Annotated in this window: 12 protein-coding genes; 10 read left to right on the top strand and 2 right to left on the bottom strand. The window is 72.9% G+C overall.

Translation table 11 applies throughout. The features are described 5' to 3' along the window. The first annotated feature begins 59 nt into the window (after positions 1-59). Genes Aple_RS34320 through Aple_RS34275 form a run of 10 tightly spaced genes read left to right on the top strand, consistent with a single transcriptional unit; the run spans position 60 to position 10102 of the window. Entirely contained in the window at positions 60-1589 is a 1530-nt protein-coding gene (locus Aple_RS34320) for an acyl-CoA carboxylase subunit beta (protein ID WP_155348887.1), read from the top strand. A 26-nt stretch (positions 1590-1615) separates the two neighbouring features. Next, on the top strand, positions 1616-3388 hold the full coding sequence (locus Aple_RS34315; protein ID WP_155348915.1) for an acetyl/propionyl/methylcrotonyl-CoA carboxylase subunit alpha: 1773 nt from the start codon (positions 1616-1618) through the stop codon (positions 3386-3388). Between the two features lie 22 nt (positions 3389-3410). Then, positions 3411-4166 (top strand): GNAT family N-acetyltransferase, encoded by a 756-nt coding sequence (locus tag Aple_RS34310; RefSeq protein WP_155348886.1) that lies wholly within the window; start codon positions 3411-3413, stop codon positions 4164-4166. Positions 4167-4211: 45 nt separating this feature from the next. Beyond that, entirely contained in the window at positions 4212-5867 is a 1656-nt protein-coding gene (gene mdcA / locus Aple_RS34305) for a malonate decarboxylase subunit alpha (RefSeq protein WP_155348885.1), read from the top strand. Further along, on the top strand, positions 5836-6708 hold the full coding sequence (locus Aple_RS34300) for a triphosphoribosyl-dephospho-CoA synthase (RefSeq protein WP_155348884.1): 873 nt from the start codon (positions 5836-5838) through the stop codon (positions 6706-6708). Before mdcA ends, Aple_RS34300 begins: the two co-directional genes overlap by 32 nt. Then, a complete protein-coding gene (locus tag Aple_RS34295) occupies positions 6696-7001 on the top strand; it encodes a malonate decarboxylase subunit delta (protein WP_155348883.1) in 306 nt (101 codons plus the stop codon). The genes Aple_RS34300 and Aple_RS34295 overlap by 13 nt, the downstream gene beginning before the upstream one ends. Continuing rightward, positions 6998-7819 (top strand): biotin-independent malonate decarboxylase subunit beta, encoded by an 822-nt coding sequence (gene mdcD / locus Aple_RS34290; RefSeq protein WP_155348882.1) that lies wholly within the window; start codon positions 6998-7000, stop codon positions 7817-7819. The genes Aple_RS34295 and mdcD overlap by 4 nt, the downstream gene beginning before the upstream one ends. Continuing rightward, positions 7816-8610 (top strand): biotin-independent malonate decarboxylase subunit gamma, encoded by a 795-nt coding sequence (mdcE, locus tag Aple_RS34285; RefSeq protein WP_155348881.1) that lies wholly within the window; start codon positions 7816-7818, stop codon positions 8608-8610. The genes mdcD and mdcE overlap by 4 nt, the downstream gene beginning before the upstream one ends. Continuing rightward, on the top strand, positions 8601-9188 hold the full coding sequence (locus Aple_RS34280; RefSeq protein ID WP_155348880.1) for a malonate decarboxylase holo-ACP synthase: 588 nt from the start codon (positions 8601-8603) through the stop codon (positions 9186-9188). The genes mdcE and Aple_RS34280 overlap by 10 nt, the downstream gene beginning before the upstream one ends. Then, positions 9173-10102, top strand: coding sequence for an ACP S-malonyltransferase (locus tag Aple_RS34275; RefSeq protein WP_170321791.1), 930 nt, complete (start codon positions 9173-9175; stop codon positions 10100-10102). The genes Aple_RS34280 and Aple_RS34275 overlap by 16 nt, the downstream gene beginning before the upstream one ends. A gap of 20 nt (positions 10103-10122) precedes the next feature. On the opposite strand, the gene Aple_RS34270 is transcribed toward Aple_RS34275, so the two are convergent. Continuing rightward, positions 10123-12702: a helix-turn-helix transcriptional regulator gene (locus Aple_RS34270; protein ID WP_155348878.1), complete on the bottom strand. Its 2580-nt coding sequence runs from the start codon at positions 12700-12702 to the stop codon at positions 10123-10125. 40 nt (positions 12703-12742) lie between these two features. Next, on the bottom strand, positions 12743-13669 hold the full coding sequence (locus tag Aple_RS34265) for an NADP-dependent oxidoreductase (protein WP_155348877.1): 927 nt from the start codon (positions 13667-13669) through the stop codon (positions 12743-12745). Between the last annotated feature and the right edge of the window lie 8 nt (positions 13670-13677).

Raw genomic sequence — 13677 nt, 5'->3', positions numbered from 1 at the left:
GCACAGAGGACTAAGTATCGTCATTGTGGAACTGAGTATCAACGCAGATATGGTGATCAATGGAACCGCATGGCACCCTCACCCGCCTCAGGGAGCGCCTGGACGAGGCGGTCCACGACGGCGAAGCCCGGGCGGCCGCCAAGCAGCACGCCAAGGGCAAGCTGACGGCCCGGGAGCGGATCGGGCGCCTCCTGGATCCCGGCTCGTTCGCCGAACTGGACGCCCTGGCCCGGGGCACCCTCGGCTACGGCGACGGCGTGGTCACCGGTCACGGGACGATCGACGGCCGCCCGGTCTGCGTCTTCTCCCAGGACTTCACCGTGTCCGGCGGCAGCCTGGGCGAGGTGTACGGCCAGAAGATCTGCAAGGTCATGGACCTGGCCATGCGGACCGGGTCGCCGATCATCGGCATCAACGAGGGCGCGGGCGCCCGCATCCAGGAGGGCGTGGTCTCCCTCGGCCTGTACGGCGAGATCTTCCGCCGCAACATCCGCGCCTCCGGCGTGATCCCGCAGATCTCCCTGATCATGGGCGCGTGCGCGGGCGGTCACGTCTACTCCCCGGCCCTCACCGACTTCACGATCATGGTGGACGAGGCGTCCCACATGTTCGTGACAGGGCCGGACGTCATCAAGACGGTCACCGGCGAGGACGTCACCTTCGAGGACCTGGGCGGCGCCCGCGTGCACAACAGCCGCAGCGGCAACGCCCACTACCTGGCGCACGACGAGGACGACGCGCTCGACTACGCCAGGGCCCTGCTGTCCTACCTGCCGCGGAACAACCTGGACGAGCCGCCGTACTCCGGGTTGGAGGCGGACCTGGAGCTCTCCGCCGGTGACCTGGCCCTGGACACGCTGCTCCCCGGCTCCCCGAACCAGCCGTACGACATGCACACCGTCATCGCCGCCCTGCTGGACGGCGGCGAGTTCCTGGAGGTGCAGGCGCTGTTCGCGCCCAACATCGTGGTCGGCTTCGGACGCGTCGAGGACCAGCCGGTCGGCGTGGTGGCCAACCAGCCGCTGCGGCTGGCCGGCACGCTGGACATCGACGCCTCGGAGAAGGCGGCCCGGTTCGTACGCACCTGCGACGCTTTCAACATCCCCGTGCTCACGCTCGTGGACGTGCCCGGTTTCCTGCCCGGCACCGAGCAGGAGTGGAACGGCATCATCCGGCGCGGCGCCAAGCTGCTGTACGCCTACGGCGAGGCCACGGTCCCGCTCGTCACGGTGATCACGCGCAAGGCGTACGGCGGGGCGTACGACGTGATGGGCTCCAAACATCTGGGCGCCGACGTCAACCTGGCCTGGTCCACCGCGCAAATCGCGGTGATGGGCGCCCAGGGCGCGGTCAACCTGCTGCACCGCAAGCGGCTGGCCGCGGTCGACCACCCCGACGCGCTGCGGGCCGAGTTGGTCCGCGAGTACGAGGACACCCTCGCCACGCCGTACCTGGCGGCCGAGCGGGGTTACGTGGACGCGGTGATCGCGCCGAGTGAGACCCGCCGCGAGGTCACCCGCGCGCTGCGGCTGCTGCGCGGCAAGCGGGACACCCTGCCGCCCAAGAAGCACGGGAACATCCCGCTGTGAACGGAGAACCCCCTGTGAGCACGACCATGCGCAAGGTACTCGTCGCCAACCGCGGCGAGATCGCCGTCCGGGTCATTCGCGCCTGCCGGGACGCCGGCCTCGCGTGCGTGGCCGTCTACGCCGACCAGGACCGCGACGCGCTGTTCGCCCGCATGGCCGACGAGGCGTACGCGCTCGGCGGCGCCACGCCGGGCGAGACCTACCTCGCCATCGACAAGATCATCGAAGTGGCGGCGCGGTCCGGCGCCGACGCGGTGCACCCCGGGTACGGCTTCCTGGCGGAGAACGCCGGCTTCGCCCAGGCGGTCATCGACGCCGGGCTGATCTGGATCGGCCCGCCGCCCGCGGCCATCACCGCGCTCGGCGACAAGGTTCAGGCCAGGCATATCGCCCAGCGCGTCGGCGCCCCGCTCGTGGCGGGCACTCCCGATCCCGTCTCCGGGGTGGCCGAGGTGGTCGCCTTCGCCGCCGAGCACGGCCTGCCCATCGCGATCAAAGCGGCCTTCGGCGGCGGCGGGCGCGGCCTGAAGGTGGCGCGCACCGCCGAGGAGATCCCCGACCTGTACGACAGCGCCGTGCGCGAGGCGGTGACCGCGTTCGGCCGGGGCGAGTGCTTCGTGGAGCGCTACCTGGACCGGCCCCGGCACGTGGAGACCCAGTGCCTGGCCGACGCGCACGGCAACGTGGTCGTGGTCTCCACCCGCGACTGCTCGCTCCAGCGCCGCCACCAGAAGCTGGTCGAGGAGGCGCCCGCGCCGTTCCTCACCGCCGAGCAGGAAGCCCTGCTCCGGGACAGCTCCAAGGCGATCCTGCGCGAGGCCGGTTACGTCGGGGCCGGGACGTGCGAGTTCCTGGTCGGCCAGGACGGCACGATCTCCTTCCTGGAGGTGAACACCCGCCTGCAGGTGGAGCACCCGGTCACCGAGGAGGTCACCGGCGTCGATCTGGTGCGCGAGATGTTCCGCGTCGCGGCCGGGGAGGAGCTCGGCTACGGCGACCCGGAGCCGCGCGGCCACTCCATCGAGTTCCGCGTCAACGCCGAGGACGCCGGCCGCGGCTTCCTGCCCGCCCCCGGCACCATCACCCGCTGGCGGGCCCCCTCCGGCCCGGGCGTCCGCCTGGACTCCGGCTACGAGCAGGGCGAAACCGTGCCGGGCTCGTTCGACTCGCTGGTCGCCAAGCTGGTCGTGACCGGCGCCACCCGCGCTCAGGCGCTCGAACGCTCCCGCCGGGCGCTGGCCGAGTTCGAGATCGACGGCATGCCGACCGTGCTGCCGTTCCACCGGGCCGTGGTGGCGGATCCGGCCTTCACCGGCGAGCCCTTCACCGTCCACACCCGCTGGATCGAGACCGAGTTCGACAACCGGCTCGCCCCCTACGACGGCCCGCCCGCGTCCGCCGCCGAGGAGCCCGCAGAACGTGAGCGGATCACCGTCGAGGTGGCGGGCAAACGCCTGGAGGTGGTGCTCCCCGCCGGCTTCGGCGGCCCGCGAACCGCCAGCGCGAACCGGACCACGCCCGCTCGCAGGCGCGGCCCGGCGAAAGCCGCGGCGAGCGGGGACTCCCTGGTCAGCCCCATGCAGGGCACCATCGTCAAGGTGCTGGCCGCCGAAGGCGACGAGGTGGCCGCCGGGGACGTCATCGTCGTCCTGGAGGCCATGAAGATGGAACAGCCCCTCACCGCCCACAAGACCGGAACCGTGGTCGGCATGTCCGCCCAGGTGGGCGCCACGGTGGCCGCGGGCGCGGTCATCTGCGAGATCAAGGACCCGCCGTCTTCCGCGGGCGAGGGTTCATGATCTCGTGATATGAGTGGATGCCATGTCCGTACCACTACTGGTGAAAGGTCTGCAGGAACGGGCGGCCCGGGCCATTCCTCCGGTTTCTGTCGATCATCTCGACGGTTGGTGGCTGCGCCGCGTGGACTTCGGGGCGTGGTGGGCGGGGACGGTGCTGGCGCACGGCGAGGCCACGCCCGCGGATCTGGCGCGCAGGATCGGTTTCGCTGAGGAGTTCTACAGCGCTCACGGGGCCGCCACGCGTTTTCAGGTCACCCCGGGTGCTTCCCCGGCCGGGCTCGACGCCGCCTTGGCGGAGCGCGGTTATCGCCGCGAGTACTCGATATCGCTTCAGTCGGCTGTGACCTCCTCCGTCGTGGAACGGACCGCGGGGCCGGTGCGCGGCCGGTTGGACGAGCACCCGGCGGACGCGTGGTTCGAGACCTGGCATGCCGTGCACGGCGGCGATCCCGGTCCCGAGTGGGACATGCTCAGCAGGGTGCCACAACCGAGCGTCTACGCCGGCGCGGTCACCGGGAACCGCGTCGTCGCCGTGGGCCGCGCGGTCGTCGACAGTGGCTGGGCAGGCGTGTTCGGCATGGCCACCCTTCCCGAGGCGCGCGGACAGGGCGCCGCCGCGAGCGTGCTGGCCGCCCTCGCGGGCTGGGCCGCCACCCAGGACGCCGGCCAGATGTATCTCCAGGTCGAGGGCAACAACACCCCGGCTCTACGGCTGTACGAGCGCGCGGGCTTCACCGAACTGTGCCGCTTCCACTACCGCACGCGAGAACACATTTAACCCCCGTTGAGTTAACCGTGTCGCCGCTGGAGGCATCACAAGCCTATGTCGGCACGGACTGCCGCCCGCACGCGGAGCTGGACCCGGCGGCGGGCGGCGAAGCGGGAACGGATGGAGGCCGTCGGAGCCTTCGCGTCGGGCCGGGTGCTGGACGCCGGGCGGACGCGGGAGGCGCTGCAGGCGCTGCTGCGGCCCGGTGACCGTGTCGCGCTGGAAGGCGACAACCAGAAACAGGCCGACTTCCTCGCCGAGGCGCTGGCGGGCTGCGATCCGGACGTGGTGCACGACCTGCATCTGCTGATCTCCTCGATCAGCCTGCCCGAGCATCTGGACGTCTTCGAGCGTGGCGTGGCCCGCCGCCTGGATTTCGCGTACGCGGGACCGCAGAGCGTGCGCGTGGCGCAGCTGCTGGCCGACGGCAAGATCGAGGTCGGGGCGATCCACACCTATGTCGAGCTGTACGCGCGGATGTTCATCGACCTCGCCCCCGATGTCGTGCTGCTCTGCGCCGAGCAGGCCGACCGGGAGGGAAACCTGTTCACCGGCCCGGGAACCGAGGACACCCCGACCATCGCCGAGGCGGCGGCGTTCCGCGACGGTGTCGTGCTGGTCCAGGTCAACGAGCTGGTGGACCGGGTTCCCCGGGTGGACATTCCCGGCGACTGGGTGGATCTGATCGTGGAAAGCCCCCGGCCGTACGCGCTGGAGCCGCTGTTCACGCGGGACCCCCGCCAGATCGGCCAGGTGGACATCCTGATGGCCATGCTGGCGCTGCGCGGCGTCTACGAGCGGCACGGGGTGACGGCGCTGAATCACGGGATCGGCTTCGACACCGCGGCGATCGAGCTCATCCTGCCCACCTACGGCGAGGAGCTGGGCCTGCGCGGGAAGATCTGCAAGCACTGGGCGCTCAACCCGCACCCGACACTCATCCCGGCGATCGAGAGCGGCTGGGTGGAGTCGGTGCACTGCTTCGGCGGGGAGCCGGGCACCGAGCGTTACGTCGCCGCGCGGCCGGACGTGTTCTTCACCGGCCGCGACGGGTCGCTTCGCTCGAACCGGGTGCTGTGCCAGCTCGCCGGGCAGTACGCGGTGGACATGTTCATCGGCTCCTCGCTGCAGATCGACGCCTGCGCGAACTCCTCGACGGTCACCGAGGGCCGTCTTACCGGGTTCGGCGGGGCTCCCAACATGGGGCATGATCCGCACGGGCGCAGGCACTCCTCCCCCGCGTGGCTGAGCCTGCCGGCCGGCGAGCCTCCCGCGCCGCGGGGGCGCAAGCTCGTCGTGCAGATCACCCAGACGTTCCGCTCCGGCGGCATTCCGGCGTTCGTGGAGTCCCTGGACGCGATCCAGGTGGGCGTGGACATCGGCATGCCTATCCCCCCGGTCATGATCTACGGCGCGGACGTCAGTCACGTGGTGACCGAGGAGGGCGTGGCGTACCTGTACAAGGCCTCCGGCCTGGCCGAGCGGCGCGAGGCGCTGGCCGCGATCGCGGGCGCCACCCCGGTCGGCCGAGACCTGGACGAGCGGCGCGTCGAGGCGCTGCGCCGCGACGGTCTGGTGGCGCTGCCCGAGGACCTGAAGGTGGATGTGCGGAAGGCGAAGCGCTCCCTGCTGGCGGCCCGCAGCATCGAGGATCTGGTCGACTGGTCGGGAGGTCTCTATGATCCGCCTGCCCGGTTCAGGACCTGGTGATCCGGCGATGCCGGCCGATCTCGCGGTCCGGGCCCTGTGCGCGGAGGCCCGGCTGGGTCCCAAGCCGGGCCTGGTCGACCATCGGGGCCGCGGCGCGCACGACGACATGGATCTGGCGCTCATGCTGGCCTCCGCCGAGGCGCTGCGGCCCGTCTTCCGGTCGCTCGCGCTGGCGGCGCGGCGGATGCCTGTCGGGGTCGCGCTTCGCGTGGAGCTGGGGCGGCTGGGCCGGGCGGGTGAGCAGGTCATGCTGAAAGTCACCCGTGGGGTGAACACCCACAGGGGAGCCCTGTGGGCGCTCGGGCTGCTGGTCGCGGGCGCCGCCACCGCCGGTGCGGAGCGGGAGGCCGTAGGCCGTGCGGCCCGGCTGGCCGCCATCCCGGACGGGGACATCCCCGTCTCCCACGGCGAGCGGGTACGGCGGCGATTCCGGGTGGGCGGTGCTCGCGCCGAGGCGGCGGCCGGTTTCCCGCACGTGGTCGAGGTCGCGTTGCCGCGACTGCGGGCGGGCCGGGCGGCCGGGCTCGCCGAGGACGTGGCCCGGCTGGACGCGCTGCTGGCGGTGATGAGCCTCCTGGACGACACCTGCGTGCTGCATCGTGGCGGCCTCGAAGGGCTGCGCGTGGTACGGCGCGGCGCCGCCCGCGTCCTGGCCGAGGGAGGCGCGGGGACGGACCGCGGCCGGGCCGCCCTCCTTGAGCTGGACGGGCGGTTGCGGGCGGCCCGGCTTTCGCCGGGCGGGAGCGGTGACCTGCTGGCCGCAGGGCTCTTCCTTGACCTGGTGCCGTGGCCTGGGTCCGTCGCCGGAGCCGATCCGGGGGTGGTCTCGTGCAGACGCTGAACTTCGAGTTTCCCGCCGACCGGCCGCCGGTACGGCGGGCGCACGTCGGGGTGGCCGGTTCGGGGGACCTGGAGGTGCTGATGACGCCGGGGCCGGCCGGTGTCGCGCGGGTGCGCGTGCGTACCAGCGTGGATGGGTTCGACGCGGTGTGGCGGGTCGTGCTGGAGCGCTTCTTCGCCCGTCATCGGGTGGCCGCGGCGTTCGAGCTCAACGACTCCGGGGCGACTCCCGGTGTGGTCACGCTGCGGCTCCGGCAAGCGGTCGAGGAAAGCATGGAAGAGGGCGGCGCGTGAAGCAAAGTTTCATCGAACTGGACGCCCGGGCGCGCGCGTTCGCGCTGCTCGACGACGGCACCGCCGGTGAGTTGTGCGGTCCCTTCGACCGTATCGAGTCACCGTGGCTGGAACCTCAGGGCGTCGTCCCGCAGTCCGATGACGGTGTGGTCGTGGTGCGGGGCGAGCTGGACGGGCGAGCCGCGGTCGTGATCGGCATCGAGCAGGCCTTCCAGGGCGGCGGCATCGGCGAGGTCTCCGGCGTGAAGCTCTCCACCGCGCTGTCGCTGGCCGCCAGGGACAGCCGCGCGGGTGTCCCCACGGCCGCGGTTCTGCTGCTGGAGACCGGCGGGGTGCGCCTGCAGGAGGCCAATCTGGGGTTGGCCACGGTCGCGGAGGTGTGCTCGGCGCTGCTGGAGTTACGTGCGCTCCAGCCTGTCGTCGGGGTCATCGCCGGGATGCTGGGCTGTTTCGGCGGGATGAGCATCGCGGCCGGGCTGTGCACCGAGTTGATCATGACCAGGGAGGGCCGTCTCGGGCTGGACGGTCCCCAGGTGATCGAGTCCGAGGCCGGTGTCGCCGAGTTCGACGCCTCCGATCACCCGATGATCTGGTCGATCGACGGCGGCACGCAACGCACCCGGACCGGCCTGGCGGACGTGCTGGTTCCCGACGACGTGGCCGCGATCCGCTCGGCCGTGATCGAGGCCGTGGGACGTGGCGTGCCCGCCGGGCATCGCTCGCAGCGGATCGGCGAGCTGGGGGCGCTCCTTGCCGCGGTCGACCCGGCTGATCCGCCGAAGCCGGACGATCTGGCGGCTGTGTGGGGCCGGGGATGAGCCGGGGCGGGAACTGGATTCGGGCACTGGCCGATGGCGAGGTGAGCCCGGTGGTCCCGTCGGTGATCACGGCGGACGCCAGGCTGGGTGAGGACGTCGCTCGCCTGATCGCCGTCGTGCCTGACCCGGGGAGTCCGTACCACCGGGCGCGGAAGGGGGAGGTCGGCCTCCGTGAGGCGTACGCGCTCGCCGAGGCGGTGGCCGGGGTCGCCGACGAGGACGTGGATCGGCGCCGTCCGGTCGTCGCCGTCGTCGATCTGCCCAGTCAGGCGTATGGGCGTGTAGAGGAGCTGCTCGGGCTGCATCACGCGCTGGCCGTCGCCGTCGACGCGTACGCGCGTGCTCGCACCGCCGGGCATCCAGTGGTCGCGCTCATTGTCGGTACGGCGCTGTCGGGCGGGTTCCTCGCGCATGGTTTCCAGGCGAACCAGATCCTGGCGCTCGACGATCCGGGTGTGGTGGTTCACGCCATGCACAGGGAAGCCGCGGCGAGGGTGACCCTGCGGAGCGTGGCGGAGCTCGACGAGCTGGCCCGGCGGGTGCCTCCGCTCTCCTACGGCGTCGCCGGCTGGGCGAAGCTCGGCCTGTGCGACGACCTGCTGGAGGTCGGGAACGCCGACGAGCCGGGCGGCGCGGATGTCCGGAAGGTGAAGGACGCGCTCGCCGCCGCCGTGGCGCGGGCCCGCCGCGGTCCGCGCGATCTGAGCAACCGTCTCGCCTCCCCCGGAGCACGGCGAACCCGGGCCGCGTCCCTGCGCGTTCGCGAGGCGATGACGGCCCAATGGCGGTGATCGCGCGCCCGCACGACCTGCTCCGGCTGGAGGCCGCCGTCGACGGGCTGCCCGGCTGGGCCCGCGAGTCCCTCGCCGCTTGCCCTTGGGGAGTCGTCCGGCGGGCGCCGCGCACCTCGGGCTTGATCCCCATCGGGGTGCGCGGGGCCGAGCGATGGCAGCGGCACGCCGCCCTCGTCCCGCCGGACTCGATCACTCGCGTGGTGCGGCCGGAGGATCTGCGGGAACGGCGGCCCCGCCTCCCCCGGCTCGCCGCCGCGCTCTCCGTCGTCGCGGCCGAACTCGGGGACGACACCGTCTGGGGGCCGGTCGGCAGCGTCGGCTTCGAACTGGCCACCGGGCGGCCGGTCACCCATCCCGGCAGCGATCTGGACCTGCTGCTCCGGGTGCCACGCAGGCTGGAGCGGGCCCAGGCCGCGCGTCTGGTGGCGGCTTTCGCGGGAGTCACCGTCGACTGCCAGCTGGAGACTCCCCGTGGCGGGGTCAGCCTGACCGAATGGGCCCGCGCCGGCGGTCTCGCCATGGCCCGCACCGAACACGGCCCTCAACTGGTGAAAGACCCATGGGCTCCCGAATAGGGGTCGTGTTCCTCTACCCGGGCCAGGGCTCGCAGCACGCCGGAATGCTCCATGACCTGCCTGATCACCCCGCCGTCGCGGCGACCCTCGCCGAGGCCGAGCGCATCCTGCCCGGTTCGGCCCACCAGGATGGCGCGGACGCGCTGACGTCCACTGTCACCGCCCAGGTGGCGCTCTGCGTCGCCGGAGTCGCCTCGGCCAACGCCCTGCTCGCCGAAGGCGTCACTCCCGGCGCGGTGGCGGGCCACTCCTCCGGAGCCTTTCCCGCCGCCGTCACCGCCGGGGCGCTGACGTTCGCCGAAGCCCTCCAGGCCGTACGCCACCGCGGCGAGCTCATGCGCGACGCCTACCCATCGGGCTACGGCATGGCGGCCGTTCTGGGATTGAGCGTCCCCCAGGTCCGGCGGCTGGTCGAGTCGGTGATCACCCGCGACGAGCCGGCCTATCTGTCCATCGTCAACACCGACCACCAAGCCGTGGTCTCCGGCAGCGCCACCGCCCTGGCACGCCTCACCACCGCGGCGGCCCAGGCCGGCGCCCGTCGCGTACAGCGCCTGAACGTCAGCGTGCCCTCCCACTGCCCGCTGCTCACCCAGGTCGCCGACGCCATGGCCGACCACCTCGCCACGCTCCCCCGCCGCCCTCTCCTCCGCCCCTGCCTAGGGGGCGCCACGGGCCGCCTCCTCCACGACTCCGGCGCCGTCCTGGACGATCTCGCCCGCGGCGTCGCCACCACGGTCCGGTGGCGCGACGGCATCGCCCTGCTCGGCGAACTCGGCACGACCCTGTTCATCCAAACCCCGCCGGGCCGCGTCCTGGCCCGAACCGCCCAGGTCACCCACCCCCGTACCCGTGTCATCACCCTGGCCGACACCCGCGTCACCGACGCGGCGGCCCTCGCGCGGGTCCGCTAGCCCTGCCGCCGGCGGCGGGATCAGTCCGAGCGCAGCACTCGCCTGAGGTCGGAGCGGTTGGAGACGCCGAGTTTGGCGTACACGTTCTGCAGGTGGTTGTCGACCGTGCGGGGGGACAGGAACAGGCGTTCGGCGATCTGCTTGCTGGGCAGGCCGGTGCAGGCCAGCCGGGCGATCTCCGCCTCGCGGCGGGTCAGGCCGGGAGCGGTGAGGTGGGCCACGGCCGGGGTGCGGAGGCCGTCGCAGCGGGCGGCCAGCAGCCAGGCGCGGCTGGCGGCGGCGCGCCCGGAGGCGGGGCGGCCGACATGGTCCCACGCTTGGGCGGCCTGGGCGCAGGCCTCGGCCGCGTACGGGAGGAGGCCGAGCCCGGTGAACTCGGACGTCACCCGCTCCAGCGCGGGCGCGTCCTGGACGGCGGACGCGCGGGCCTGCACGGCGAAGAGGGAGGCCAGGTCGCCGTCCTGGACTGAGGCGAGCTCGGCGAGACGGTCGGCGGCGCGTTCGGCGAAACCGAGGCGTGCCACGGTGTGCAGGGCGTGGGTTTCGAAGGCCACAATGCCCATGTGCCGGCCCACGTCCGCGGTGGACAGGGCGAATTCCACGCCTTTGCGCAGCTCGCCGGAGGCGGCGATGATCCAGGGTTCGGCCAGGTAGCGGAACATGTCGGTCAGGGCGCCGAGCCGGGTGTACGCGGTGACGCCCTCGTCGAAGGCCGTCCTCGCGGCGCGCCCGTCGCCCCGCAAAGCCAGCACGTAGGCGTGTTCGATCATGAGGAGGCCGGTGAGCGCGTCGTCGCCCTGGTGCCGCCGGGCGTCCTGGAGCAGCCTGGCGGCCTGGGTGAACCCGCCCCGCAGCCGGGCCGCCATCGCGCGGTGCAGGGCCATGGCCTGGGCCGCGTACGAGAACCCGTGGCCTGACCCGACCAGCTCCGCCAGGTGGTCCATGGCCGCTTCCATGCCGTCGACGTCGCCCAGCATCATCCGGTTCAGCGACCAGTTCGCGTGCAAGGGCAGCAGGATCACGGGCACGGCGTCCACCCAGTTCGCGTGATCGCCGATGGCCGCCGCGATGTCGGCCTCCGCCTCGTGGTAGCGGCCGATCGTGGAGAGGGTGGCGGCCCGGCTGTTCAGCGCCTGCGCCCGGACGGCGGCGGTGACCGGCGGTTCCGCCAGCAACGCGTTGATGTGCCCCAGCAGGTCCTCCATCCCGGTGTGCGCGGACATGATGATGATCAGCAGCGTGGACAGATCCTGCCGGTAGGCGACCTGCGTGATCTGTTCCCTGGTCCGGGCCAGCAGCTCCATGCCCTCCTCGACGCGGCCCAACCCCAGCGCGAGGCTCCACGCCCGGGTGAGGGCGAGCTCGGTGCGCCGCCGCTCGTCGAGGGGCCCGGCGGGCAGCTGGGCGATCAAGGTCTCCGCTTCGGCGGGCTGGGCCGAGTAGTTGAGCAGGGTGCCGAGCATGATGGCGGCGTCCACCCGGTCCTCGTCGGTTCCCGCACCGGCCAGCGCCGCCCTGGCCAGCCGGATCGCCAGCGGGAAGTCATGGGAGGCCCAGGCCAGGCGGCAGGCGCGCACCAGCGGGACCGGGTCGGGGGTGGTGCCGCTCTCCAGCCGCCAGACCGCGATCCGCAGCACGTCCTCGCGGCGGCGGGCGCCGGTCGCCTGGAGCGTGTCGGCCAGCTCCCCGAAGCGGCGCCTGCGGCGCGTGACGGGAAGCCGCAGCGCCTCGCCGTACAGGGGGTGGGCCAGGCGGACGGCGGCGCGGCGGCCGTCGGAGACGACGTCGACCAGGCCGCGGGACTCCGCCTCCTCGATCGCGTCGCCGCCGGTCAGCGCGGCCAGCGGGGCCAGGCCGATGGGTTCGGCCAGGGCGACCAGCTCCAGGACCGAGGTGACGGCGTCGCCGAACCGGCCCATTCGGCGTTCGATCATCTCCATCAGGCGCGGCGCGCGGGGCACCTCGCCCTCCAGCCGCCAGGTCAGACCGTCGGGCCGTACCAGAACCTGGCCCTCCAGAGCCGCGGTGACCAGTTCGCGCAGCAGCAGCACGTTGCCCTGGCTGAGCGTGTGCAGCCGCGCGGCCGCGGGCGGATCCACCTGACCGCCCAGGACGGAGGCGAGAACCGCCGCCGTCTCCGCGTCCGTGAGGGGGGCCAGATCGAGGCGGCTGCCCAGATCGTCCTCCCAGAGCGCGGTCACCGAATCCGGGCATTCCTCACCCGCCCGTACGGTCGCCAGCACCCGGACGGCATCCGCCAGCTGATGCGTGAGCGCGGCCGACGAGGCGTCCAGCAGATGCGCGTCATCCACCACCAGCAACGACGGCGCGCGGGATAAGATCGCGTCCGCCGCCCACCGGAGCGGATTGAACCCCGGCTCCCCTTCGGGAAGCAGCGGCGCGAACGCCCCCAGCGGCAACACCCGGGCCGCCCGAGTCCCGCGCACATGCACAGTGGCGTCGAACGCCGCAGCGACCTCACTCGCCAGCCGGCTCTTCCCCACCCCCGCGGCCCCGGCGATCACCACGTTCCCACGCCGCAGCGTCGCCACGGCCCACTCCCGCTCGACCCGCCTGCCCACGAACGGCCATACGTCCACGGCGCCCTCCCGCCGATACTACGGCCGGAACGACCGCTCATCACGGCACAGTCAGAACGACCTTTCCGCGAGCGTGGCCGGTGGCGCTCAGGTCGTGGGCCTTCGCGCCGTCCTTGAGCGGGAAGACCGCGTGCAGCGGCACGGTGAACCGGCCCTCGGCGGCGAGTGCGGCCGCCACGGCCAGGCCCGCGTAACCGGGCTCGTCGCCGCTGCCGGTGTAGGAGAGCCGTACGCCGTGCTGGTGGGCGTTCAGATCGGCGACGGACAGGACCCGGGCGGCGTCACCCGCTACGGCGACCAGGTCGGGCAGCGAGCCGGAGCCCGCGGCGTCGAGCACCGCGTCGACGCCGTGGGGCGCCAGTGCCGCGACCCGCTCGACGAGACCGGAACCGTAGGTGGTGGGCGTGGCGCCGAGGCCGGCCAGGAACTCGTGGTTGCGCGGGCTCGCTGTGCCGATGACGGTGGCCCCGCGGGCGACCGCGAGCTGCACGGTCCCGGTGCCGACGCCTCCGCCCGCGCCCTCGATCAGCAGCGTCGTGCCCGCCGTGACGCCCAGCACGGTCAAGGCGCGGGTGGCGGTCTCGACGCTGGTCGCCGCGCCGCCGGCCTGCTCCCAGCTGAGCGCGTCCGGCTTGGCGGCCCACGCTTTGAGCACGGCGAACTCGGCGGACGCGCCGCCGAGCTTGGCGATGTCGACCAGCCCGAAGACGGCCTCGCCGATCGCGACACCGGTGACGCCGTCGCCGATCTGGTCGACAATGCCCGCGGCGTCCACACCGGGGATGTGCGGCCAGTTGAGCGGCGCGCGGCCCGGGGGCCTGCCGGCGCGCAGTTTCCAGTCGGCGGGCGCGACGCCGGCGGCCCGTACGGCGATGCGGATCTCGCCGCGACCGGCGTGCGGCTCGGCCGCTTCGCCGACGGTGAGCACGTCGGAAGGGCCGAACCGCGAGTACTGAAGAGCGAACATGCCGATGC

This window comes from Acrocarpospora pleiomorpha (assembly GCF_009687885.1).
Classification (GTDB): Bacteria; Actinomycetota; Actinomycetes; order Streptosporangiales; family Streptosporangiaceae; genus Acrocarpospora; species Acrocarpospora pleiomorpha.
Note: the sequence above shows the minus strand (reverse complement) of the source record. Positions and strands in the feature narration are given on the sequence as shown.